Origin of the sequence: Patulibacter brassicae, assembly GCF_033949425.1 — a bacterium.
GTDB lineage: Bacteria > Actinomycetota > Thermoleophilia > Solirubrobacterales > Solirubrobacteraceae > Patulibacter > Patulibacter brassicae.
Genome location: NZ_JAXAVX010000003.1, coordinates 161,922 through 186,107, shown reverse-complemented (window position 1 = coordinate 186,107; position 24,186 = coordinate 161,922). Strand labels below are relative to the sequence as shown.

Genomic DNA, 24,186 nt, shown 5'->3' with positions numbered 1-24,186 from the left:
GATGCGAGCCCTGCTCCCGGAGCTCGTCGTCCTCGGGCCGATCCTCGCCCTCGGCGCGGCGCTCCGCGGTGGGCTCTTCCTGGCCGCGTCGCCCGGGCTGCTGAACAACGCCGACGGCGCGGTCTTCGTCGCCGAGACGCTCGGCGGGTCGACCGTCGGCAACGCGCTGCACCCGCCCGGCTACATGTTCGCGCTGCGCTGGGCGTTCGACCTGGCGGGGTCGGCGTCCGGGGCGATCGTGCTGCAGCACCTCGCCGGGCTGGCGGCGGCCGCCGCGATCTACGCGGCCGTGCGACTGCTGGGCGGCGCGCGCTGGGCGGCCGGCGGCGGGGCGCTCGTCGCCGCGGCGTCGGGCGACGTCGTCGTGCTCGGACACACGTTCGTCAGCGAGCAGGCGTTCCTCGTGGTGCTCGCGCTGGCGCTGCTGCTGGCGGCGATCGTCGAGCACCGGCGGACCGCGTGGCCGCTCCCGGTCCTCGCGCTGCTCGCCGCCGCGCTCGGGACGGTCCTCGTCGCCGGCGTCATCGTCCGGACCGTCGGCCTCCTCCTGCTGCCGATCTTCGCGGTCTGGCTCCTCGGCCCGCGCCCGTCGTTGCGCGGCGTCGCGCTGCTCCTCGCCGGGGTCGCGGGCGCCGGCGCGCTCATGGGGCCCTACCTCCACCACCGGAAGGTCGAGACCGGGCGGGCGAGCCTCTCGATCGCCGAGGGGTGGAGCGCGTACGGGCGCGTCGCGCAGATCGCCGACTGCGACCTGATGACCCTGCCCGCCGACCTGCGGCGCTTCTGCGAGAGCGGCCCGACCGGCGCCGGACACCGTCCCGACGTCCGCGCCTACTGGTTCCTCATGGACGCCTCGCCGGCGCTGCAGCACTTCGGCGGTCCGGGACCGGGCAACGACGAGCTGGCGCGCTTCGCCGCGGAGGTCCGTCGGCAGATGCCGCTCGAGTCGGCGGCGGTCCGCCTCCGCGACGTCGTCCGCTCCGCCTGGCCGGCCTACGCGCAGCGCCGGTCCGCCCAGATCGTCGGCCCGCAGGAGGAGCTCGCCGCCGACGTCCGCTGGCGCGCGGCGGAGGGCGGCACCATCGGGCCGCTCCGCGACCGCGGCCTCGCCTCCTCGTACCGCAGCGACGAGGGACGCCTCGAGCTCGCGGCGCGGATCCAGGAGCTCACGCGGTTCTGGCCGTGGCTGCTCCTGCCCACCTTCGTCGCGGTCGCCCTCGGCCTCGCACGCGGCCGGGGGCGCCGGCGACCCGTCGCGCTGCTCGGCTCGGTCGCCGGGACGCTCATCGCCGGCGGCGCCGCGATCCAGCTCTACAACCCGCGCTACGCGGTCCCGGCCCAGCCGTTCGCGGCCGCGGCGGCGCTGCTCGCGCTCCAGGCCATGGGGGCGCCCGCCTGGGTACGGACGCGCTGGCGCGGCCGAGGCGCCTGGCGGGCGCGCGCTCGCGCCCGGGCCTCGCGGACGCTCGTCGCGGCGCGCGCGGCGGCGGGGCGCGCGCCCCGCGCGCTGTGGGTCGTCCTCGGCGCCGCCGCGCTGCTGCGGATCGCCACGATGCTCGCGATCCAGCCCGCGATCACCGACCGCGAGAGCACCGAGGCGGCCATCGTCCAGGCCCGCTACGGGCTCTGGTCGGACCTCGTGCAAGCGCCCGCGGACCCGCTCTGGGCCCGGCTGCACGAGGCGCTGAGCATCGGTCAGGGCGTCGCCGCGGGCCTCCAGCACCTCCTGGGCCTCGTCTGCGTGCTGCTCGCCTACGTCGTCGTCCGTCGCCTCGGCGCGCCGCGCTGGGCCGGCGTCGGGGCCGCGGCGCTCATCGGCCTGGATCCCGACCGGGTCGCACTGGAGCACCTCGCCGGTGCCTCCTCGCTCGGCTTCCTCGGCCTGGCGCTCGCGGTGCTGCTGCTCGCCGTGCCGCGGCCGTCAGCGTGGCGCGCCGTCGCCGGAGGCGCAGCCGCGACGCTCGTCCTGCTGGACCTGCCGGGGACCGTCGCATGGATCGTCGCGCTGCTCGCGACCGCGGCGGTCGCCGCCGCGGGCCTTCGCGCCGGGGCCGGCGCGCGCCGCGCCGCGCTGCACGCCGGGGCGGTCGCCGTCGTGCCGCTCGTCGTCCTGACCCTCGTCACCGTCGACACCTGGGACGTCGTCGGCGGCCGGCTGCGCCTCGACGCCGCGGCGCCCTTCAGCCGCTACGTCGCGGCGGCGCAGCGCTCGACCTGCCCGCCGGACGTCGCGGCGGACCTGCGGCCGCTCTGCGTCACCGGGGGCGACGACACCTCCCGCGCCGCGCTCGCCGGCCGGGTCCGCGCGACCGCGCCCGGCGACGCCGCGACGCAGCGGGTGCTCCTGGAGCGCTGGCTGGACGCCGTCGGCGGCGCGCCTCCCGCGATCGTCTCCGGCTTGCGGAGCGCCTGGCGGCGCACCTGGGTCGAGGGGCGCGCGCTGGCCCCGCTGGACCTCGGCGCGCGGCAGCAGGCGATCGCCCCGCGGCTGCGCGCGATCGCCGAGATCGAGGAGGGGCGCCTCCGCGAGCAGGTCCGCAGCGGCCCCGGCGACCCGGTGCGGCTGAGCCGGCCGGTCCCGCTGCCCGAGCTGCGCAAGGCCGTTCGCCGCCGGGAGCGCGCCGGCTGGATCGCGCCCGACGTCGTCCAGCGGCCGCCGCTGCGGGTCCTCGCCGCGTACCAGGACGTCGTCCGTGCGCCGGCCGTGCGCTGGGCCCTCCTGCTGCTGCTCCTGCCGCTCGCGCTCGTGGCGGCGGTGCGGCGCGGTGCGGCGGCGGTGCTCGTGGCGGCCGCGGCGATCACCGCCGCGCAACCGGCGTCCGAGACCCTCCTGCTCGACGTCGCCGGGGCGCTCGTGCTCGTCGGCGCCGTCGGCGCCGGGCTCGTCGTGCAGGCCGCACGCGCCAGGGCGGGCGGGCGGCCGCGATCGTGGTCGCGACTGCGCCTGCCGCGACGCCCGGACGCCAGTCCGGTCGCGCACCCCTGACCCGCCCCTCTCGACCTCGCTGCCCCTCGTCGGTGCCGCCGCTCCCGTCGTTCCCGTCGGCCGACGCGTCCGGCTCGGTGCCTCCTCGCCCTGAAGGGCCCCTGGGCCGTCGCTGCGCCCTCCTCGATCGGCGTCTCGCCGCGCCCCGCCCCGCCCCGCCCCGCCCCGCTCCGTCCCTCACGACGGTGCTCCCGGACGGCGCCTCGCCGCGGGCCCTCGCGGCCCTCGCCCCGGGCAGCTCCCGGGGTCCGCCGCCCCTTCGTATCTGGGCATTAGTAGATCTGCGTCGATAGCGCTAAGATCTCATCAGGCGATCGGTGGATGACCATCTTCGGTGGTCCTTCGCACGGTCGATGTCCCTCCGTCCCGAGGACCACAGCCAGCATGTCCACCACCTCCAACCTCCTCCTCATCCCGCTCGACGACCTCGTCGTCTTCCCGACCATGGACGTCACCCTGCCGGTCGACCCCGGCGAGGAGGAGCGCGTCCTGCTCGTGCCGCGCACCGACGGCGAGTTCGCCCAGGTCGGCACGATCGCGCGCGTCAAGCGCCGCGTCCGGCTCCCCGGCGGCGGTCGCGGCGCGCTCTTCGAGGGCGAGGCCCGCGGCGTCGCCGGCGCCGCCCACACCGGCCCGACCGGCGAGCTGCGCGTCACCGTCGAGGAGCGGCCCGACGACGTGCCCGTCGACGGTCGCACCCGCGAGCTCGAGCGCGAGCTGCGCGCCACGATCGAGGAGCTGCTGCAGCTCCGCGGCGACGACGGCAGCGTCGCGGCCGTCCTGCGCGCGATCAAGGAGCCGGGCACCCTCGCCGACTCCGTCGGCTACGACCCCGAGCTGCCGGTCGGGACGAAGATCGAGATCCTCGGGACGCTGGACGTCACCGAGCGGCTCGAGCTGACCCTGCGCGTCCTGCGCGAGCGGCTCGCCGACCTGCAGCTGCGGCGCAAGATCCGCGAGGACGTCGAGTCCGGCGCCCAGAAGCAGCAGCGCGAGTACCTCCTGCGCAAGCAGATGGAGTCGATTCGCCAGGAGCTCGGGGACGACGACGCCTCGGTCGTCGACGAGTACCGGCGCAAGATCGAGGACGCCGGGATGCCCGCGCACGTCCGCGAGCAGGCCGACAAGGAGCTCGCCCGCTTCGAGCGGATGGGCGGCGAGGGCTCCGGCGAGGCCCAGATGATCCGCAACTACCTCGACTGGCTCGTCGCCGTGCCGTGGGGCGCGCGGTCGGAGGAGAACCTCGATCCGACGCACGCTCGCGAGGTGCTCGACGCCGACCACTTCGGCCTCGACGACGTGAAGGACCGAATCGTCGAGTTCCTGGCCGTCAAGAAGCTGCGGGCCGACCGCGGCCTCGACGCGGGGGAGGCGCCGGTGGCCGCCGCCGGCACCGACCACGACGCGGCCGACGAGAACGCGCCCCGCCGCGACGACGCCCCGCGCCGCCCCGCCGCGTCGCGCCGCCGCGACGGCGGCACGATCCTGACCCTCGTCGGGCCCCCCGGCACCGGCAAGACGTCGATCGGCGAGTCGATCGCGAAGGCGACCGGCCGCGAGTTCGTCCGGATCGCGCTCGGCGGCGTGCGCGACGAGTCCGAGATCCGCGGCCACCGCCGCACGTACATCGGCGCGCTGCCGGGCCGCCTGGTCCGGGCGCTGCGCGACGCCGGGACGATGAACCCGGTGATCCTGCTCGACGAGGTCGACAAGGTCGGCGCGGACTGGCGCGGCGATCCGTCCGCGGCGCTGCTCGAGGTCCTCGACCCCGCGCAGAACCACAGCTTCCGCGACCACTACCTCGACGTCGAGCTCGACCTGTCGCAGGTCCTGTTCCTCGCGACGGCCAACAGCCTGGAGACGATCCCGGCGCCGCTGCTGGACCGGATGGAGCTCATCCCGTTCGACGGCTACACCGTCGCCGAGAAGACGGCGATCGCGCGCGATCACCTCGTCCCGCGGCAGCGGCGCGCCAACGCGCTGCGCGACGACGAGGTGACGATCAGCGACGACCTGCTGCGGCTCGTCGTCGACGAGTACACGCGGGAGTCCGGCGTGCGTCAGCTCGAGCGGGAGGTCGGCAAGCTCCTGCGCAAGGCGGCCACCGGCATCGCCTCGGGCAAGGACGAGGCGCCGGTGCGGATCGACCTCGACCGGGTGCGCGACGCGCTCGGCCGGCAGAAGGTCTTCCACGAGTCGGCGGCGCGCACGGCGGTGCCGGGCGTGGCGACCGGCCTGGCGGTGACCGGGACCGGCGGCGACGTGCTGTTCATCGAGGCGACGCGGATCCCCGTGTCGGGCTCGAAGGGCGGGCTCGTCCTGACCGGCCAGCTCGGCGACGTCATGAAGGAGTCCGCGCGGATCGCGCTGAGCTGGGTCCGCGCGAACGCCGAGCGGCTCGGGATCGACGCCGAGCGGTTCGAGGACGCGGAGTTCCACGTCCACGTCCCGGCGGGCGCGATCCCGAAGGACGGGCCGTCGGCCGGCATCACCATGGTCACCGCGCTCGTGTCGCTGCTCACCGGGCGTCCGGTGAAGCACACGGTCGGCATGACCGGCGAGGTGACGCTCCAGGGCCGGGTGCTGCCGATCGGTGGGCTGAAGCAGAAGTCGCTGGCCGCCCACGCCGCCGGCCTGACCGACGTCGTGATCTCCGAGCGCAACCGGGGCGACCTGGACGACGTGCCGCAGGAGGTCCGCGACGCGATCACGTTCCACCCGACGATGAGCCTCGACGAGGTCCTCGCCGTCGCGCTGGAGGAGCGGCCGGTCGCGGTGACGCAGACCGCCTGACCGACGACGGGCCCGTACGCGTGCGGGCCCGTCGGGCGCTGACGGCCGGGGACCGCACCCGGCCGGATCCGCCCCGCCGGGCGTGGGTCCCGCTCGACCGCGAGCCGGGACCACGCCCGCGGCGCGGCGAACGGGATCAGTACTCGTCGCGCCGGACGCGCCCGATCGCGAGCGCGACGATCGCCGCGATCCAGACCGCCAGCCCGACGAACGCCGCCGCCAGCGAGATCTTGAAGTCGTCGTCGTCCGAGAGCTCGGAGACCTGCGCGAAGAGCCCCGGGAAGAGGTAGTTGCCGACCGTCTCGGAGAGGTACTCGTAGACCAGCGACGTGATCAGGGACCCGCCGAAGAAGAGCACCACGCCCGCGGCGATCGCGGGCCCGTTCGAGCGCAGCAGCATCCCGATCGCGGCGCAGACGACCCCCCACACCCAGAGCGTGGAGAACGTCGCCCAGACCGCGTTGCCGACGTCCGTGCCGTCGAACGACCCGCCGGCGGTGACGAGCGCGACGACGAGGATCAGCAGCGCCATCGGGATCGTGGTGACCATGATCCCCAGCAGCCGCACGACGGCGAGCTGCCAGCGGGGGACGCCGGTCAGCACGAGGTAGCGCATCGTGCCGTTCGCGGTGTCGTAGGAGCCGGCCAGCGCGCCCATCACGACGACCGACAGCAGGCCGGCGTAGCGGCCGATCGTGCTCGTCGCCTCGAGCTTGTCGGCACCGTCGTCGCCGTTGGCGAGGACCGCGATCACGAGGATGGTGGCGACGAAGCCCAGTCCGCCCCAGAAGGAGCCGCGGCGGCCCGTGATCCGGCGCGTCTCGGCGCGCACGAGCGCGATCATCGGTCGGTCCCTCCGGTCGGGGCGTCGTCCGCCGGGGGCACGTCCCCCAGCTCCGCGCGCGCGAGCTCGCCGGCGTGGTCGCCGGTCAGCTCGAGGAACCGCCGCTCGAGGGTCTCGCGGACCGGACGCAGCTCCAGCACCCCGATCCCGGCGGCGAAGAGCTCGCGACCCGTCGCCAGCAGCTGGTCGTCGGCGAGCTCCTCCACGAGGACCTCGTAGGCGCCCGGCACGTCCGTCTCGCGGACCTCGCGCGCGAACGGCAGGCCGCGCAGGACCGGCAGGCCGCGCCCCGGGTCGTCCACGCGCACGCCCACGGCCTGGCGCCCTCCGCGGATGAGGTCCTCGACGGGACCGGACGCGAGCACCTTCCCCTTCTCGATGATCGCGATCGAGTCGGCCATCTTCTCGACCTCGCTGAGGATGTGCGAGGAGATGAAGACGCTGCGGCCCTCGGCCACGAGCTCGCGGATCATGCCGCGGAACTCCTGCAGGCCGGCGGGGTCCAGGCCGTTCGTCGGCTCGTCGAGGACGAGGAGCTCCGGGTCGTTCAGCAGCGCCCGCGCGACGCCGAGTCGCTGGCGCATGCCGAGCGAGTAGGAGCCGACCTTGTCGCCCGCGCGCGACGAGAGCCCGACCCGATCGAGCGCGCCGCCGATCGCGGCCTTCGCGTCGGCGCTCTGGTGCGCGGCCCAGATCTCGAGGTTCGCGCGCCCGCTGAGGTACGGGTAGAAGCGCGGCTCCTCGACGATCGCCCCGACCCGCGAGAGCGCCTCGCGGCCCTGGCTCGGGACCTGCTTGCCGCGCACCACGATCTGCCCCGACGACGCCCGCGCGAGCCCGAGCATCATCCGGATCAGGGTGGTCTTGCCGCAGCCGTTCGGGCCGAGCCACGCGTAGCAGTGGCCGGACGGGACGTCGATCGTGACGTCGTCGACGGCGGTGTTCGATCCGAAGCGCTTCGTGACGTTGCGCAGGGAGATGACGTGGTCCATGCGGGCCTTCCGGAGGACGTGCCGCGCGCGGCGGCGCCGGCGAGGGACGCGGGCCCGCCGCACGATAGCCGGGCGCTCGCCCGCCCGTGAGCGGGTCCCGCGTCGCGTCCAGGGCGAGGGTCCCCGCGGCCTGGACGAGCGTCCAGGCGCCAGGCACGGATCGCGGGCGAACGCTCCGCGGGAAGATGGGCGGGTGAGTCGTCGCGCGTGGACGAGCACCGACGCGCTGCCGCTCCTGCGAGCGGCCGCGGCCGCGCTCGGGCTCCCGTCGGTCGAGCCGCGGATCCTGCGGCTCGGCACGAACGCGACCGCGCGCGTGGGTGACGTCGTCGTGCGCGTGGCGCCGGCCGGGCGCGAGCACGAGGCCGTCGCCGCGGAGGTCGCGGTGGCGCGCCATGCGGCGGCCGCGGGGGTCCCGGTCGTCGAGCCGCTGGGCGAGTCGGTGCTCGTCGGCGCGGATCCGGCGCCGCGGGGAGCGCGGGCCCCGGAATCGGGCCGGGAGTCCGCGCCGGGACGGAGGCCGGATCCGGGCGCGGCGCGCGGCGGTCACTGGGTCACGACGTGGCGATGGATCCCGCACGACCCCGACGCGCGCGTCGACGGCGCGGCCTTCGGCGCGCTACTGCGGCGGTTCCACGACGGAACGGCGGACCTCGCCGGGCCGGGAGGGGACCTCGGAGCCAGGACGGACGAGGGCGGCGGCCCGGACGCGGCGGCGAGGTCGGCGCGTGGCGGCGAACGGGACGCGGACGCCTCGTCGAGCCTGGTCGGGCACGGCGAACGGGACGCGGACGTCGTGGCGGGGGTGGCGCGACCTGGGCCAGCGCCGGTCGTGCTCGGTCCCTGGCGGCAGCCGGCGATCATCGACGGCTGGCTCGCCGGGCTCGACGACCACCCGGCGGTCGACGACGACGAGCGCGCGCTGCTGCGTCGCCTGCGCGACGCGCGGCTGGCCGCCGTCGCCGGATGGGAACGGGACGCGGTGGTCGTCCACGGTGACGCGCACCCCGGCAACGTCCTGCTCGGCGCCGAGGGGGCCGTGCTGCTGGACCTCGACCTCGTCGCGCGGGGTCCCCGCGCCTGGGACCTCGCGCCCGCGGCGCTGCACGCCCGACGCTACGCCGGGGGATCGCCGGCGTGGTGGGACGCGGCCCGCGAGGCCTACGGTCCGCCGCGGGACCCGCGTGAGGACGCGTTCGTCGACCTGCGGGAGCTCGCCTCGGCGCTGTGGCTCGTGGCGGCCCAGCCCCGCACCTCGCGCGCGGCGCGAGACCCGGAGGTCGACGTCCGCCTGGCGGCGCTCCGCGGGGACGCCGACGCCCCGCGGTGGGCGGCGAGCTGACCCCGCCGAGACGATCTGGGTGACGCGCGTCGTTCGGGCGCGGGATTCCGGTCCTGGGTGACTCGAGTCGTCCGGGTAGGGGATTCGGTGCCTGGGTGACTCGAGTCGTCTGGGTAGGGGATTCGGTACCTGGGTGACTCGAGTCGTCCGAAGCAGGTGCGGGACCCGCACGGGATGGGGGAGGGGGTTCAGGGGACCCCCTGATGTGGTCGCCGGCCCCGGTTCGCAGGATGCCGCCCATGCCGAACGATCAGCAGTACCTCACCGCCGCCGAGGCCGTCGTCCCCGGACCCGTCGTCGCCTGCGGCCCCTGCACCCGCACGAAGGGCCTGTCCGCCCTCGCGCTCGGTCAGGTCTCGGGCGCGGCCGGCGCCATCCAGCGCCACCGTGGCAAGCGCGCTGCGCAGGGCCTGCCCGACATGTTCCTCCTCGCGGTGACGAGCGACCGCCTGTACGCGCTGTCGCAGCCGAAGGTCCGCTGGAGCCGCACGCCCAAGGCCACCGGCGTGCTGCTCGAGCTCGACCGCGCGACGGCGGTCGTCGCGACGGCACCGGCGAGGTTCGGCACGAAGGTCACGATCACCGGCGCCGGGCTCGAGGGATCCCTCGAGCTGCAGACCGCGGGACGCGCCGACGCGCTCCTCGACGCGCTCGCGGGGACCGTCCGCGCCTGAGCGACCCACGTCCGACGTCGGCCGCTCCGGTCGCGTCGCCCACCTTCGGTCGGTCGCGGCTCGACCGACCGGAGCCCGAGAGGGGCGCCTCGACGCCTCGACCGGACGCGGGACGGGGCACCCTGCACAGCGCACGGGCTCCGTGCTGGGCAGAGGTCCCTCCCGCGTCCGGGCGCCGGGCTGGCAGGATGGCGCTCATGGGCACGAACGCGAACCTGGCGACGCTCCTCACCACCACTGCGGCGAAGCACCCCGAGCGGATCGCGATCCGGCTCGACGACATCGCGGTGCCCTACGCGGGACTGGACGCCGCGAGCCAGCGCGTCGCGGGCCTGCTGCGCGAGATGGGCGTCGAGGACGGCGACCGCGTCGGGATCATGCTCCCGAACACGCCGCACTTCCCGATGGCCTACTACGGCGCGCTGCGCCTCGGGGCGATCGTCGTGCCGATGAACCCGCTGCTGTCCCCGCGCGAGGTCGCCTACTACCTCGACGACTCCGGGGCGAAGGTCCTGCTGGCCTGGCACGACTTCGCGGCCTCCGCCGAGGGCGGCGCCGAGCAGGCCGAGGGCGACGCCCAGGTCCTGCTCGTCGAGCCGACCGACATCGCCCAGCGCGTCGCGGCGGCGCCGGCGATCGAGGAGGTCGCCCACAAGGAGGGCGACGACACCGCCGTCGTCCTCTACACCTCGGGCACGACCGGCCGGCCGAAGGGCGCCGAGCTCACCCACCACTCGATCGGCTCCAACGTGCAGGCCTCGATCGGCCTGTTCGACCCGAGCGAGGAGGACGTGTTCTTCGGCGGCCTGCCGTTCTTCCACGTCTTCGGCCAGACCTGCACGCTGAACGTCTCCGTCGCCACGGGCTCGGAGGTCACGCTGCTGCCGCGGTTCGACCCGACGAAGGCGCTCGAGGTCGTGCAGCGCGACGGGGTGACGATCTTCATGGGCGTCCCGACGATGCACGGCGCCGTCCTGCACCACCCCAAGCGCGGCGACTTCGACACGAGCTCGCTGCGACTCTTCGTGTCCGGCGGCTCGGCGCTGCCGGTCGAGGTGCTCAAGGGCATCAAGGAGGCGTTCGGCTCGCCGATCCTCGAGGGCTACGGCCTCTCGGAGACCTCGCCCGTGGCGTCGTTTAGCCGGGCGGACCTGCCGCTGAAGCCGGGCTCGATCGGCGTCGCGATCGACGGGGTGCAGCTGCGGCTCGTCGACGACGAGGGCAACGAGGTCGGCGTCGGCGAGGTCGGCGAGCTGCAGATCAAGGGCCCGAACGTCATGAAGGGCTACTGGCGCAACCCGGAGGCCACGGCGAAGGCCATCAGCGACGACGGCTGGTTCGCCTCCGGCGACATGGCGAAGAAGGACGAGGACGACTTCTTCTTCATCGTCGACCGGAAGAAGGACCTCATCATCCGCGGCGGCTACAACGTCTACCCGCGCGAGGTCGAGGAGGTCCTCTACGAGCACCCGGCCGTCGCCGAGGCCGCCGTGATCGGCGTGCCGCACGACGAGCTCGGCGAGGAGATCGCCGCCGTCGTCGCCCTCAAGGACGGTCAGTCGGTGACCGAGGACGAGCTCCAGCAGCACGTCAAGGCGCAGGTCGCGGCGTACAAGTACCCGCGCACGGTGAAGATCGTCGACGCGCTGCCGAAGGGGCCGACGGGCAAGATCCTCAAGCGCGAGATCTCCGCCTGACCCGGGGCGCCGGCGCGGGTCAGTCGGCGGTGAGCGGCACGAGCAGCTCGCGGAGCGTCGCGAGCTGCCGGGCGTCGAGGCGATCCGCGAAGAGCTCCCGGATGCCGCGCGCGTGGGTGCGTCCGGCCTCGCGCACCAGCTCGCGCCCCGCCTCGGTGAGCTGGACGAGCTGGCCGCGGCGATCCTCCGGGGCCGGCCGGCGCTCGACGAGTCCCTGACGCTCCAGCCCGGCGACGAGGCGCGTGATCCCCGAGCGGGTCAGCAGGACCCGCCGGCTCAGCTCGATCGGCCGCAGGCAGCCCTCCGGGGCCTGGACGAGCTGGACGAGCACGTCGTAGTCGCTGAGCGTCAGGTCGTGCGCGGCGAGATCCTGCTCGAGCCGGCGGTTGATCTGGGCGTGGGACCGCAGGAACAGCTCCCACGTGGCCAGCTCGTCGGCGCTCAGGCGGTGGGACGCTCGGGCGGGTGAGGGCATCGGCGCGATGCTACGCGCGCGCCCGGCCGCACCGGGCGTCGGTTCCCCGATCCGCACCCGACGTCGGTCCCGTCCGGCGGCCCGGTCGGGACCGGGGCTGCCGGATCCGCCGGACGTCCTTGGCGGCGAGCTCGAGCACGAGCCGCAGCTCGCGCTGCTGCCCGCGCGTCGCCGGGGCGCCTCGGCGGACCCAGGATCAGCCCGCGCCGTCGGCGAGCGACGCCAGCCGGCCGGCGGCCAGGAGCTCCGCGGGGTGCGCGCCGCCCGCCAGCCGCCGGGCGAGCGCCTCGAGCGGCAGGGGCGCGGCGCTCGCGAGCAGCAGGAGGTTGCCCGCGTGGCGTCCGCGGGCGACCTCGCGACCGCCGAACGCCGTGACGTGGGCGAAGCGCTCCCGCAGCGCGGCGAGCTCCGCGGCGGCGACGGGCCAGGGCGGCTGGTCGACGACGTTCCAGAGGTAGCGCCCGCCGGGCGCGAGCAGCCGCCGGACCTCGTCCGCGAACGCGCCCGTCAGCGCGTCCGGGGTCTCCGTGCCGACGAACGCGTCGCCCAGGACGAGGTCGAACGCGCCGTCCTCGAGCCGGCGCACGGCGCGCGCCGCGTCGGCGGTCACGACGCGCAGGCGGTCCGTGCGGCGCAGGCGCAGGTGCTGCTCGGCCAGTCGCACGATCGCCGTGGAGCGCTCGACGACCGTCTGCTCGACCTGCGGTCGCGTCGCGGCGAGGAACCGGGGCAGGCTGAACGCGCCGCCCCCGAGGTGCAGCACGCGCGCTGCCGCGCCGCGCGGCACGAGCACCTCGAGCGCCGCGCCGATCCGGGCGACGTAGTCCACCTCGAGGTGCGTCGGGTCGTCGAGGTCGACGTACCCGTGGACGAGCCCGTCGATGAGCAGCGTCCGCCCGCCCCGGCGCCGCGGGTCGGGCTCGAGCTCCAGCGGGCCGATGCTCGACGTCGCGCGCACGACGGCCGGCCGGCCGCCGCCGCGGCGCCCCCGCCCGGCCATGATCAGCCAGCCCGGCGCGGCGAGCCGCTCGTCGCGGCCGGGCGCGACGAAGGCGTGCGGGAGGACGGAGCGCCAGCAAGCACGCGGCGATGCTAGCGCTGAGCTCGCCCGGCGCCCGGGGCGGCGAGCTCGGTGCCCTCGAGCCACGACGCGGATCGTCGGCGCGCCCCCTCCGCCCGGCTCGCACCCGCCGGTCACCGAGCGCGGGACGCTCCCGACCCTCCCCGCGCCGCATCCGGTGCCCGCCTGCCGGGCACGTCGCCGACGGCGATCTCGAATCGGGGCGGGCGCGAGCCCGACGATCGGCATCGATGACGTGCCGAGCGTCGCTCTCGCGGCGCCGGGCGTGGCGAGAACGACGAACGGCTCGCCCAAGGGCGAGCCGTTCGTCGAGGGCGACCCCTCGGTCAGGTCACCGAGCTGGCTCTCAGGGCCGGGAACCGACCTCCTCGGTCGGCGCCCACCGGGCATCCACGATCACTGCACGGGCTCGCCCGGGGGCGAGCCCGTGCAGCGCTCACGGACCCTCGCGGCCGCTGACCGGCGGATCTCGCCGCCCGGCCCCTCGGTCAGGCCACCAGCCTGGCTCTCGGGTCCGGACGACGACCTCCTTGGTCAGCGACCACGAGGGCCTCGCGATCACTGCACGGGCTCGCCCTTCGGATCCACGTTCTTCACGAGGTGCCCCTCGAGCGAGACGTTCGGGATCAGGCGGTCCATCCACTTCGGCATCCACCACGCCTTGTCGCCCAGGAGCGTCACCACCGCGGGGGCGATGAGCAGGCGCACGATGAGGACGTCGATGAGGATCGCCAGGCCGAGGCCGACGCCGAACATCTTCCCGATCACGTCGTCCTGGGTGACGAACGCGAGGAAGACCGACGCCATCACGAGCCCCGCGAAGAGGACGACCTTGCCGATCCTCGCCATGCCGTTGATGACGCTCTCGCGCGGCCCGTCGCCCTCCTTGTACGCCTCGTGCATCCGGCTGAGCAGGAACACGTTGTAGTCCATGCTCAGGCCGAAGAGGATCGCGAAGAGCATCACCGGGATGAACGACACGATCGGCACGCCGCTGTCGGCCCCGATGAGGCTCGCGCCCACGCCGTCCTGGAAGACCGCCGTGACCGCGCCGTAGGCGGCGCCGATCGACAGCAGGTTGAAGACCGCCGAGGCCAGCGGGATCCAGAACGACCGGAACGCCGCCATCAGCAGGAGCACCGACAACCCGATGACGACCGCGAAGAACAGCGGCAGCCCGCGGGAGACCTTGTCCGAGAAGTCCTGGAACCCGGCGGTCTGCCCGCCGACGTAGGCCTTGCCGGCGATCGGCGTGCCCTCCGTCGCGGCGGGGATGACGTCGTCGCGCAGTCGCTCGAGCGTCTTCGTCGTCTTCTCGTCCTGCGGTGCCGAGGTCGGCGTGGCGAAGATCGTCGCGATCCGCCCGTCCTCCGACGGCACGGCCACGACGCCCTGCTTCACGATGCCGCGATCCCCGGCGACCGCGTCGCGGAGCTTCGCGACCGGCGCCGCGTTGGCCTGATAGCCGCCCGGCGTGTCCACGGCGATGAGGAACGGGCCGTTGGAGCCCGGGCCGAACGCCTTCGTCAGCTGGTCGTAGGCGATGCGCTGGGTCTTGTCCGCCGGCTGGTTGCCGTCGTCGGGCTGGCCGAGGCGCATGTGCAGCATCGGCGCGGCGAAGATCAGCAGCAGCGCCACGCCGGCGCCGATCGACAGCCACGGCCGCCGCGTCACGCGCTCGCCCCACGCGCGGAACGCCCGCGAGGGCTCCACGTGGGCGCGCTTGGCCGGCCGCAGCCACTTCGCGAACGCACCGAGGAAGATCGGCAGCACGGTCAGCGCGGAGATGACGACCGCCGCGACGCCGATCGCGGCGCCGACGCCCATCTTCCCGATCATCGGGATCCCGATGACGAGCAGGCCGGCGATCGCGACCATGACGATGAGGCCCGCCGCGACGACGGACGAGCCGGCGGTCGCCGCCGCCTTGCCGACCGCGTCGCGGACGCTGTCGCCCTCGGCCGCCTGCTCGCGGTAGCGACTGACGATGAGCAGCGCGTAGTCGATGCCGGCGCCCAGGCCGAGCATCACCGCGATCGTCGTCGCGAACTCCGGCAGGCCGAGCGGCTTGGCGAGCGCCGCGAGGAGGATCTGGCCGACCGCGACGCCGAGGATCGCGCCGAGGAGCGTCGCGCCCATCGCCGCCTTCGAGCGGAAGAGGAGCGTCAGGAGGATGATCGCGATCGCGACGCCGACGAGCTCCCCGACCGGGGCCTCCTGCTGCGCGGCGGTGTCGACGACGATGCCGCGCATCGCCACCGAGACGCCGTCCTTCTCGGCGGTGCGGGCGGCGTCCTCGAGCTTCTCGCCGTCCTCCTTCTCGATGTCGGTCGGCTCGATGTCGTAGCGGACGTCGACGGACGCCAGCGTGCGGTCCGGCGAGAGCTGCCCGCCGCGCGCGAACGGGTCGGCGACCGAGGCGACGCCCGGCAGCTTCTCGACCTGCGCCAGCGCGCCCTGGACGGCGGCCTTCGGGCCGGCGTCGGTGATCTTGCCGTCCTTGACGGAGAAGACGAGGGTCGAGTCCGCACCGGCGAGCGCCTTCGCGTGCGCCCGGAAGAGGTCGACCGCCTGCTGGGACTCGGCTCCGGGGACCTCGAAGTCGTCGGCGGCCTTGCCGCCGGCGCCGGCGGCGACCCCGAGCAGCACGATCACGCCGATGGCGATCGCGAGACTTCGCTTCCAGTGGTGGGAGATGGCCCGCGCGAGGCGAGCGAGAGCGTCGGACATGGTGTTCCTGGGACGTGGGACGGTGACGCGGGCGACCGTGACCTCGGGAGGCGACGGGTGCCGCGCGGCGGCCTCGACGCGGTCGCGCCACGCTCGAGGCGCCGCGACCTTACCGCAGGAGTCGCGTTTTCGCACGTCCTGCAGACTTGCGTCGTGTGCGTTTCTGCACGCATTGCAGAGTTCGCTACGGTTGAGACATGACCGAGGTCCCTGTCGGACTGCGCGAGCGCAAGAAGCAGCGCCGCCGGGCGACGATCGCGGCCGCGGCCCTGGAGCTCTTCGACCGGCAGGGGTTCGCGGCCACGACGATCCCCCAGATCGCCGAGGCGGCGGACGTGGCGCCGCGCACCGTCTCCGCGTACTTCCCGGCGAAGGAGGACCTGCTCTTCCCCGACGCCGCCGACGAGCGCGAGCGCCTGGAGCGCCGGCTGCGGGAGCGCGCGCCCGGCGAGCGCGCCGCCGAGGCGCTGCGGGCCTGGATCGTCGACGAGCTGCCCGCCTGGCGGGCCCAGGAGGCCCAGGCCCTCGCCCGGCGTCGCGTGATCGCCGCGGACCCGGCGCTCCAGGCGGTCGAGCAGGAGCTCATCTCGTCGATGGAGCGCGTGTTCGCCGCGGCGATCGCCGACGATCTCGGGCTCGCCGGGGAGTCCCTCGAGGCGCGGATGGCCGCCGCCGCGACGCTCGCGGTCTTCGACGTGCTCGGCGCGGACCACAAGGAAGCGCACGAGTGCGCGCCGGAGACGATGGACTGGGACGCCATGCTCCTGCAGCTCGATCGCGCCCTCGCGTTCGTCGACGCGGGCATCCAGGCCCTGCGCGAGGACTGACCGTCCGGACCGGGGACGGCGGCGTCGGTCGCGGTCCGCCGGCTGGCTGGTCGTCATGCCGCCGCGGGCCGCCGGCACCGGCCGGCACCCGGCCGGCGCGATCGCCGCGGGACTTCCGCGGGCCGGCCCGATAGCGTTCCCCGGGTGTCCACCACCCCCGCAGCGGCCACCGGGCCCGATCTCGGGGGCCTGCCGAACGGCCGCGTCCCGCGCGCGCTCCGCGAGGAGCAGCTCCTCGACACCGCCCTGAGCCTCTTCGCCGCCAGCGGCTACGAGGCGACGTCGATCGTCGACATCGCCGCCGCGGCGGCGGTCACGCGCCCCGTCGTCTACCGCCATTTCGGCTCGAAGGACGGCATCTACCTCGCCTGCCTGCGTCGGGCGCGCAGCGAGCTCGACGACCGCCTCGCCTCCGCGGTCGCGCCGGAGACCGACGCCGAGCAGCGCCTCCGCGCCGGCATCGGCGCGTACTTCTCCTTCGTCGAGGAGCACGGGCGCGAGTGGGACGTGCTCTTCGGCGGCGGGATGCCGAAGGACGGGCCCGCGGCCGAGGGCGCCAACGAGATGCGCCACCGGACCTCGGCGCTGCTCACCGGCCTGCTGAAGGTCTCGGCGCCGGAAGTCGACGCCCAGCGGCTCGAGGTCTTCGGCAGCGCCCTGAACGGGATGGGCGTCGAGCTCGCCCGCTGGTGGCGCCGGAATCCCGGCATCACGCGCGACGAGATGGTCGAGCACTACTTCGCGCTCTGCTGGGACGGCCTGCGGGTCTACGTGCCCTAGCGGCCTGCGGGGACCCGGCGGCCGACCCCGCCTCATCGGTCGCCCGGGACGTCGGTCGAGGCGCGTGCGCGAGGGCGGCAGGGGCGCCGGGCGCTACCGCCTCCGGCGGTATCCTCGACGGACGGGTCGCGAGGCCCTGGTGTGCCGGGAAGGCTGGTCGGCGTCGCTGACGACGCCTGCCCGGAGGTCCCTCCACCGTGTCCCGCCCCACCCCCCGCTCCGCGCTGCTCGCACGTCTGCGCGACGACCGCGGGGCCGCCGCCCTCCTCCTCGTCGCGGTCCTCGTCGCCCTCGTCTGGGCGAACACGCCGGCCCGCGAGGCCTACGCCGACCTGTGGGCGACCGAGCTGCGACTCGGGGTCGGCGACGTCGCCGTCGACCTCGACCTGCGGCACTGGGTCAACGACGGCCTGATGGCCCTCTTCTTCCTCGTCGTCGGGATCGAGATCAGCCGCGAGCTCCAGGTCGGGGCGCTGCGCCACCGCCGCACCGCCGCGATCCCGGCGATCGCCGCGCTGGGCGGGATGGTCGTGCCCGCGCTGCTCTACGCCGCGCTGAACGCCGGCGGCCCCGGCGGCCACGGCTGGGGGATCGTCATGGCGACCGACATCGCGTTCGTCGTCGGGCTGCTCGCGGCGATGGGGGACCGCGTCGCGCCCGGGGTCCGGGTCTTCCTGCTCTCGCTGGCGATCGTCGACGACCTCGGCGCGATCGCCGTGATCGCGGTCTTCTACTCCGAGGGCGTCGCCGTGCTGCCGCTGCTCGGCGCGCTCGTCGTCGTGGTGGCCCTCGTGGCGCTGCGCCCGCGGATGCACGCGTGGCGCTGGCCGGGCTTCGCGCTGGCCGGGCTCGCGCTCTGGCTGCTCGTGAAGGACGCCGGGGTGCACCCGACGATCGCCGGCGTCGCCCTCGGCCTGATCGTCCCCGTGGTCCGACCCGAGGGAACCCTGCGCGCGGCGGCCGCCGACCGGATCGAGCACGCGCTGAACCCCTGGAGCTCGTTCGCCGTGGTGCCCGTCTTCGCGCTGGCCAACGCCGGCGTCCCGCTCGACGGCGCGGCGCTCGAGCGGGCGGCGAGCTCGACGGTGACGATCGGCGTCGTGCTCGGTCTCGGTCTCGGCAAGCTGCTCGGCATCGCCGGTACCGCGCTCGCGGCGCGGCGGCTCGGCCTGGGGGAGCTGCCGGCCGGCGCTCCGCCGCGCCAGATCGCGGCGGCCGCATGGCTCGGCGGCATCGGGTTCACCGTCTCGCTGTTCGTCACGGAGCTCGCGTTCTCCGACCCGCTGCTGCGGGAGGAGGCGAAGGTCGGCGTGCTCGCGGCCTCGCTGGGTGCGGCGGCGGTCGGCGTCGTCGCGCTGCGCCGCACGACGCGCCCGGAACGGACCGACACGGCGCGGTCCGCCGGAGCGGACGGCCCGCGGCGACGGACGCGGCGCGGACGCGAGCGCTGGTAGAACCCCGCGCGATGCCTGCGCCGCCCGCTCCTCCGCGCCGCGTCTCCGACGTCGTGCACGAGGCGCTGCGGCGGGAGATCCTCGACGGGGCCCTGGCGCCCGAGGACGCGGTGCCCTCGGAGCGGACGCTCGCCGAGCGGTTCGGCGTCAACCGCCACGCGGTCCGCGAGGCCCTGAAGCGCCTCCAGCAGGCCGGCCTGATCCGGATCAGCCAGGGCGGCGCGACGCGCGTGCGGGACTGGCGGGTGCATGGCGGGTTCGAGGTCCTGCTGGACCTCATGCGCGCCGGCGGTGACGCCCCGCCGGCGGAGATCACCCGCAGCGTGCTCGAGCTTCGGGCGCTCATCGGGACCGACGCCGCCCGCCGGGCCGTCGCCGGCGCCGACGCGGCCGCGCGCGAGCGGGCCGCGGCGCTCGTCGAGGCGACGATCGCCGCCCTCGACGAGCACGACGACGTGCTCGTGGAGCGCTACGAGGACCTGTGGCGCGCGATCGTCGACGGCGCGGACAACGTCGCCTACCGGCTGCTGCTCAACACGCTGATCGAGGCGCTGGCCGCCTTCCCCGGCCTGGCGGCGTCCCTCGTGCCGCGCGACCGCGCGGCGCTCGAGCTGCTGGCGGCGTCCGTGCGCGAGGGTGACGCGGACCGCGCGGCCGCGATCGTCGCCGCGCAGCTGCGCGCCGACGCCGCGGCGGTCTGAGGTCGCCGCCGATCGCGGGCTCGAGCCGGCCCGGCGATGCGCCGGCGGTCGCGCGCCCCGCGGTGCGCCCGAAGGCGGTCGTCGGGACGCCTCGACGAACGTTGTCCACACCGGCGGCGGCTGCTGGTATAACCAGTGGATCAACTGGTCCAACCAGTTCTGGAGACCGCCGTGGACAAGCTCATCCTCACCGCCATCCCGTTCTTCGTCGTCTTCATGGCGGTGGAGCTGCTGACGCTGCGCCTCGCCGCGCACCACGACCACCACGGGGAAGCCGACCCGGACGAGCGCGACTTCGTCGGCTACGAGCCGAAGGACACCGCGACGAGCCTCTCGATGGGGCTCGGGAACGTCGCGATCACGGCGGGCTGGAAGCTCGTCGTCATCGCCGTCTACGCCGGGCTCTACTCGCTGACGCCGCTGCGCCTGGACCCCGCGGACTGGTGGACCTGGGTCCTGCTGTTCTTCGCCGACGACCTCGCGTTCTACCTGTACCACCGCGGGCACCACCGGGTGCGGATGTTCTGGGCCACGCACGTCGTGCACCACAGCTCGCAGCACTTCAACCTGTCGACGGCGCTGCGCCAGGACTGGACGCCGTTCACCGGGCTGCTGTTCTGGCTCTGGCTGCCGCTCGTGGGCTTCGAGCCGTGGATGATCGTCCTGGCGCACACGTGGAGCCTGCTGTTCCAGTTCCTCCTGCACACCGAGGCGATCGACAAGCTGCCGCGCCCGATCGAGTGGTTCTTCAACACCCCGAGCCACCACCGCGTGCACCATGGCAGCCAGGAGCAGTACCTCGACAAGAACTACGGCGGCATCCTCATCATCTGGGACCGCCTGTTCGGCACGTTCGAGCCCGAGGGCGAGCGCGTCCGCTACGGCCTGACGACGAACATCGAGACCTACAACCCGGTCCGCGTGGCCACGCACGAGTGGGCCGACATGCTGCGCGACGTCCGGCGAGCTCCGGACTGGCGGACCCGGGCGGGCTACCTGCTCCACGGCCCGGGGTGGAGCCCGGAGCCCGGCGACGCCGATCGGGCCGACGCCCATGGGGGCTCCACGCCCGCGCCGGCGCCCGAGGGCGCTCGCGCGTCCGCTCCGGCGCCCGCGATGGCGCCGACCGGGCCGTCGGTCGGGGCGACCGGCGCCGACCGCGCCGGTGCGTCGGTGGTGGCGTCCCGGGCGGACGGCGCGAGCCCCGCGATCCTCGCGGCCGGTGATGCCGGTGCTGCCACGCCGGAGGGCCCGGGCGGCGCGGGCGCCTGGCGGGACCACGGGCCCGGCCGGCCTGGCACGATCCGCCGATGACGCGCACCGCGATCGTCACCGGCGGCACGGGCGGGCTGGGGTCCGCCGTCACCGCCGCGCTCCTGGACGCCGGCTGGCGCGTCGTCGTGCCCTGGGTCACCGAGGCCGAGCTCGCGCGCGTCCCCGAGCACGAGCGCCTGGCGCTCGTCCGGGCGGACCTCCTCGAGCAGGACGGCCCGGCGGCGGTCGTCGCCGCCGCCGACGGCCGGCTCGACGCGCTGGTGAACCTCGTCGGCGGCTTCGCGCAGCCGGGCCTCGTCGGCGAGGCGCCGCTCGCGGAGTTCGAGCGGATGCTGCGGCTGAACCTCGTGCCGACCTACGCGATCACCGCGGCGGCCCTGCCGCTGCTGCTCGACGGCGGCGGCGCGGTGGTGTGCACCGCCGCGAGCGCGGCGCTGCACCCGTTCCCCGGCGCGTCGGGATACCTCGTCGCCAAGCGCGGCGTGCTCGCGTTCGTCGACGTGCTGCACGCCGAGTACGGCGACCGTGGGATCGCGGCCTCGGCGCTCCTGCCGACGGTCATCGACACGCCCGCCAATCGCGAGGCGATGCCCGACGCCGACCGGGCGACGTGGCAGCAGCCCGCCGACCTCGCCGCGACCGTCCTGCACCTCCTCGGCGACCCGGCCGGCGAGCGCCGGGCGTCGGTCCACGTGCCCGGCGCCTGACGGCGATCGGGGCCGGGACCGGTGGTCGGGCGCGGCGACGGCCGGGATCGTCGGACCGGGGCGTCCCGCGGCCTCCTCGACGTCGCGCTTGAGAGGCGGGCCGGGCCAGGGGCCCCTCCCCGGAGGGAGGAGCCCATGGTCCGTGGCCGACCGCTCGGCCTCTCGGGCACGCGGGGCCTGGAGCAGGCTCCTCGGCCGGGCGGTCGGGTGCGCGGGATGGGTGGGAGTCCGCGGTGGTCGCCGGCCGATCGGTGAACGGGAGCGGCGACACCGGGAGGATCGGCCGCCGGGCGGCGCGACGTGGGCCAGGAACCTGTCCTCGCCCGAGAACGTGGCGCGCAGGCGCTCCCGCGGTCGACCGAACGGCCAGCGCGCCCCGTCCGGTCGCTCCGGCACCGCCCGGCGGCCGGCGACCCGGCGGTCGCGACTCGCGGCCGCCCGGCAGGTCTGGGAGGCTCCGGACGTGGCGCGCAAGGAGGAGACGACGATCGACGTCGCCGGCCGGGAGGTTCGCCTGTCCAGCCCGAGCAAGGTCGTCTTCCCCCCGCGTGCCGACCGCCGCGACGGCCGCGGCCCCGAGCGCGCGATCACGAAGCTCGACGTCGTGACGTACTACCTGGCCGTCGCCGAGCCGGCGCTGCTGCACCTGCGTGAGCGGCCCGGGTCGCTGAAGCGCTACCTCGACGGGATCGACGGCGAGCCGTTCTTCCAGAAGCGGCTGCCGAGGACCGCCCCGGACTGGCTGCCCGACGCCACGGTGACCTTCCCGAGCGGTCGGACCGCGCGCGAGCTCGTGGTCGTCGACGCCGCGCACCTCGTCTGGGCCCTGTAGCAGGGCGCGATCGACCTCAACCCCTGGCCGGTCCGGCGCGCCGACCTCGACCGGCCCGACGAGCTGCGGATCGACCTGGATCCGACGCCCGAGGCGTCGTGGGACGACGTCCGCCGCACCGCGCTCTGCGTCCGCGAGATCCTCGACGAGCACGGCCTCGTCGGATGGCCGAAGACCTCCGGGTCCCGCGGGATCCACGTGAACGTCCGGATCCGGCCCGAGCACGAGTTCGGCGGCGTCCGGCGCGCAGCGGTCGCGCTGGCGCGCGAGGCCGAGCGCCGGCTGCCCGGCGTCGCGAGCGCGCAGTGGTGGAAGGAGGAGCGCCGCGGCGTGTTCCTCGACTTCAACCAGAACGCGCGCGATCGCACCGTCGCGTCCGCCTGGTCGCTGCGCCCGGTCCCCGACGCGTGGGTCTCGATGCCGCTGCGCTGGGAGGACGTGCCCGACGCCGAGCTCGCCGACTTCCGGATCGACACGGTCCCCGACCTGCTGGCCGCCCAAGGCGACCCGCACGCGGCGATCGACGAGCACGCCGGATCGCTGGAGGGCCTGCTCGAGCTCGCGCGGGTCGACGAGGAGGAGCGCGGGCTGCCGGATGCCCCCTGGCCGCCGAACTACCCCAAGCAGCCCGGCGAGCCGCCGCGCGTGCAGCCCTCGCGCGCCCGCCGCGAGCGCTGACCGCCGGCGCGCGCCGCGACCGCGGCCCGCGCGCGCTCAGGGGGCTCCCAGGAACCGTTCTCCCCACGCCCAGCGAGCGGGCCGATGCTCTTCGCGAACCCCGCAGGAGCGCACCCCGATGATCCACCCTCACGACGAGCACAGGCACGACCGCGACCACGACCACGACGAGGCGACGATCCTCGATGCCGCCGGCCCCGGGCTGACGCGGCGCCACGCCGTCGCGGCCGGCGGGCTGACCGGCGCCGCCCTGCTCCTGGCCCAGGCCAGCGGCCCGGGCGGGCTGCTCGACGCCCTCGGCCTCGACGTCGAGGCGCAGGCCGCGACGGCCGCCTGCACGCTCACGGCACCGGCCAAGACGGTCGGCCCGTACTTCGTCGAGGAGGGCCTGAACCGGTCCGACATCCGCAGCGACCCGTCGACGGGCGTCGTCCAGGCGGGGGTCCCCGTGACGCTCTCGCTGGTGGTCGTCGACAGCACGAAGGACTGCGCGCCGATCGCCGGTGCGACCGTCGACGTCTGGCACGCCAACGCCAAGGGCACGTACTCCGACGTCTCGCAGAACTCGTCCGTCGGGCAGAAGTACCTGCGGGGATCGCAGGTCACCGACGCCGACGGGAAGGTCACGTTCGTCACGGTCTTCCCGGGCTGGTACTCGGGCCGGGCGATCCACGTCCACTTCAAGGTCCGGACGTTCGACGGCACCCGGACGACCTACGACTTCACCTCGCAGCTGTTCTTCGATCCGTCGCTGACCTCGCAGGTGCTGCAGACGAGCGCCTACAGCGGCCGCGGCAACCCGGATACGACCAACGCGACCGACAACATCTACGGCAGCGACGGGTCGCGCCTGCTCGTAACGCTCACGGGCGATCCGGCGTCGGCGCTGGCGGGCACGTTCGTCGTCTCGCTCGCCAATGCCCCGACGACGACGTCGAGCGGCTCGTCGTCGGGCAGCGCCGGCTCGTCGAGCGGCTCCGGATCGTCGTCGAGCGGGTCCTCGGCGGCGTCGGCGGCGACGGTCGACGCGTCGCTGCAGCGGGCCCGCTGGCGCCGGACGGCCCGCGGGCGCCGGGTGCTGCGGCTGACGTTCGACGTCGACGAGGCGGTCACCGTCACCGCGCGGATCACCCGCAACGGCAAGACGATCGTGCGCAAGAAGGTCGCGCTGCGGACCGGCACGCAGGTCGTCCACCTGCGGATCCCCGCGGCGACCGCGCGCGGCCGGGCGCGCGTGGCGGTCGCCTTCGTCGACGCCGACGGCGCGACCTCGAGCGCGCGCCGGACGGTGACGATCCCGAAGCGCGCCTGAGGGGTC

At 75.2% G+C, this 24,186-nt stretch carries 16 protein-coding genes and 2 pseudogenes; 13 read left to right on the top strand and 5 right to left on the bottom strand.

All coding sequences use genetic code 11. From position 1 onward, the window contains the following. Window position 1 precedes the first annotated feature (1 nt). Together SK069_RS08550 and lon are read left to right on the top strand one after the other, a co-directional pair. Window positions 2–2,986, top strand: coding sequence for a hypothetical protein (locus SK069_RS08550; protein ID WP_319953791.1), 2,985 nt, complete (start codon window positions 2–4; stop codon window positions 2,984–2,986). A gap of 384 nt (window positions 2,987–3,370) precedes the next feature. Then, entirely contained in the window at window positions 3,371–5,779 is a 2,409-nt protein-coding gene (gene lon, locus SK069_RS08545; RefSeq protein WP_319953789.1) for an endopeptidase La, read from the top strand. 136 nt (window positions 5,780–5,915) lie between these two features. Here lon and SK069_RS08540 read toward each other — a convergent pair whose 3' ends face one another. Both SK069_RS08540 and SK069_RS08535 read right to left on the bottom strand, forming a co-directional pair. Next, window positions 5,916–6,623: an ABC-2 transporter permease gene (locus SK069_RS08540; RefSeq protein WP_319953788.1), complete on the bottom strand. Its 708-nt coding sequence runs from the start codon at window positions 6,621–6,623 to the stop codon at window positions 5,916–5,918. Continuing rightward, window positions 6,620–7,615: an ABC transporter ATP-binding protein gene (locus SK069_RS08535; RefSeq protein WP_319953787.1), complete on the bottom strand. Its 996-nt coding sequence runs from the start codon at window positions 7,613–7,615 to the stop codon at window positions 6,620–6,622. The genes SK069_RS08540 and SK069_RS08535 overlap by 4 nt, the downstream gene beginning before the upstream one ends. Window positions 7,616–7,808: 193 nt before the next feature. Between SK069_RS08535 and SK069_RS08530 the strand changes: the two genes are divergently transcribed. The 3 genes from SK069_RS08530 (at window position 7,809) to SK069_RS08520 (ending at window position 11,328) form a co-directional block, all read left to right on the top strand. After that, window positions 7,809–8,957: a phosphotransferase gene (locus SK069_RS08530; RefSeq protein WP_319953786.1), complete on the top strand. Its 1,149-nt coding sequence runs from the start codon at window positions 7,809–7,811 to the stop codon at window positions 8,955–8,957. A gap of 239 nt (window positions 8,958–9,196) precedes the next feature. Continuing rightward, on the top strand, window positions 9,197–9,631 hold the full coding sequence (locus SK069_RS08525; protein WP_319953785.1) for a hypothetical protein: 435 nt from the start codon (window positions 9,197–9,199) through the stop codon (window positions 9,629–9,631). A gap of 188 nt (window positions 9,632–9,819) precedes the next feature. Beyond that, the gene (locus tag SK069_RS08520; RefSeq protein WP_406628272.1) at window positions 9,820–11,328 is read left to right on the top strand and encodes a long-chain-fatty-acid--CoA ligase; all 1,509 of its coding nucleotides are present in this window, start codon (window positions 9,820–9,822) and stop codon (window positions 11,326–11,328) included. A gap of 19 nt (window positions 11,329–11,347) precedes the next feature. Here the strand turns inward: SK069_RS08520 and SK069_RS08515 are convergent, their stop codons facing one another. The 3 genes from SK069_RS08515 to SK069_RS08505 all read right to left on the bottom strand — a co-directional run bounded on the left by SK069_RS08515 (window position 11,348) and on the right by SK069_RS08505 (window position 15,614). Beyond that, entirely contained in the window at window positions 11,348–11,803 is a 456-nt protein-coding gene (locus SK069_RS08515; RefSeq protein WP_319953783.1) for a MarR family winged helix-turn-helix transcriptional regulator, read from the bottom strand. A gap of 196 nt (window positions 11,804–11,999) precedes the next feature. Beyond that, a complete protein-coding gene (locus SK069_RS08510; RefSeq protein WP_319953782.1) occupies window positions 12,000–12,950 on the bottom strand; it encodes a spermidine synthase in 951 nt (316 codons plus the stop codon). A gap of 492 nt (window positions 12,951–13,442) precedes the next feature. Then, complete coding sequence (locus tag SK069_RS08505; RefSeq protein WP_319953781.1) at window positions 13,443–15,614, bottom strand: MMPL family transporter; 2,172 nt, start codon at window positions 15,612–15,614, stop codon at window positions 13,443–13,445. 197 nt (window positions 15,615–15,811) lie between these two features. Between SK069_RS08505 and SK069_RS08500 the strand changes: the two genes are divergently transcribed. From SK069_RS08500 to SK069_RS08460, 8 genes and pseudogenes are all read left to right on the top strand, one after another. Next, entirely contained in the window at window positions 15,812–16,441 is a 630-nt protein-coding gene (locus SK069_RS08500; RefSeq protein WP_319953780.1) for a TetR/AcrR family transcriptional regulator, read from the top strand. A 144-nt stretch (window positions 16,442–16,585) separates the two neighbouring features. After that, entirely contained in the window at window positions 16,586–17,221 is a 636-nt protein-coding gene (locus SK069_RS08495) for a TetR/AcrR family transcriptional regulator (RefSeq protein WP_319953779.1), read from the top strand. A 197-nt stretch (window positions 17,222–17,418) separates the two neighbouring features. Further along, the gene (gene nhaA / locus SK069_RS08490; protein ID WP_319953778.1) at window positions 17,419–18,675 is read left to right on the top strand and encodes a Na+/H+ antiporter NhaA; all 1,257 of its coding nucleotides are present in this window, start codon (window positions 17,419–17,421) and stop codon (window positions 18,673–18,675) included. 11 nt (window positions 18,676–18,686) lie between these two features. Further along, entirely contained in the window at window positions 18,687–19,376 is a 690-nt protein-coding gene (locus tag SK069_RS08485; protein WP_319953777.1) for a FadR/GntR family transcriptional regulator, read from the top strand. 216 nt (window positions 19,377–19,592) lie between these two features. Further along, a pseudogene (locus SK069_RS08480) lies at window positions 19,593–20,399 on the top strand (sterol desaturase family protein); the annotation flags it as partial. A gap of 287 nt (window positions 20,400–20,686) precedes the next feature. Beyond that, complete coding sequence (locus SK069_RS08475; protein ID WP_319953775.1) at window positions 20,687–21,358, top strand: SDR family NAD(P)-dependent oxidoreductase; 672 nt, start codon at window positions 20,687–20,689, stop codon at window positions 21,356–21,358. A 463-nt stretch (window positions 21,359–21,821) separates the two neighbouring features. Then, window positions 21,822–22,868: pseudogene (locus SK069_RS20270) on the top strand (DNA polymerase domain-containing protein). 118 nt (window positions 22,869–22,986) lie between these two features. Continuing rightward, on the top strand, window positions 22,987–24,180 hold the full coding sequence (locus SK069_RS08460; RefSeq protein WP_319953772.1) for a dioxygenase family protein: 1,194 nt from the start codon (window positions 22,987–22,989) through the stop codon (window positions 24,178–24,180). The last annotated feature ends 6 nt before the right edge of the window (window positions 24,181–24,186 follow it).

Coding starts and splice junctions, on each gene's coding strand:
- lon (WP_319953789.1), top strand. CDS start 3,371: ATGTCCACCACCTCCAACCTCCTCCTCATCCCGCTCGACGACCTCGTC.
- SK069_RS08540 (WP_319953788.1), bottom strand. CDS start 6,623: ATGATCGCGCTCGTGCGCGCCGAGACGCGCCGGATCACGGGCCGCCGC.
- SK069_RS08535 (WP_319953787.1), bottom strand. CDS start 7,615: ATGGACCACGTCATCTCCCTGCGCAACGTCACGAAGCGCTTCGGATCG.
- SK069_RS08515 (WP_319953783.1), bottom strand. CDS start 11,803: ATGCCCTCACCCGCCCGAGCGTCCCACCGCCTGAGCGCCGACGAGCTG.
- SK069_RS08505 (WP_319953781.1), bottom strand. CDS start 15,614: ATGTCCGACGCTCTCGCTCGCCTCGCGCGGGCCATCTCCCACCACTGG.
- SK069_RS08485 (WP_319953777.1), top strand. CDS start 18,687: ATGCCTGCGCCGCCCGCTCCTCCGCGCCGCGTCTCCGACGTCGTGCAC.
- SK069_RS08500 (WP_319953780.1), top strand. CDS start 15,812: ATGACCGAGGTCCCTGTCGGACTGCGCGAGCGCAAGAAGCAGCGCCGC.
- SK069_RS08460 (WP_319953772.1), top strand. CDS start 22,987: ATGATCCACCCTCACGACGAGCACAGGCACGACCGCGACCACGACCAC.
- SK069_RS08475 (WP_319953775.1), top strand. CDS start 20,687: ATGACGCGCACCGCGATCGTCACCGGCGGCACGGGCGGGCTGGGGTCC.
- SK069_RS08525 (WP_319953785.1), top strand. CDS start 9,197: ATGCCGAACGATCAGCAGTACCTCACCGCCGCCGAGGCCGTCGTCCCC.
- SK069_RS08520 (WP_406628272.1), top strand. CDS start 9,820: ATGGCGCTCATGGGCACGAACGCGAACCTGGCGACGCTCCTCACCACC.
- SK069_RS08550 (WP_319953791.1), top strand. CDS start 2: ATGCGAGCCCTGCTCCCGGAGCTCGTCGTCCTCGGGCCGATCCTCGCC.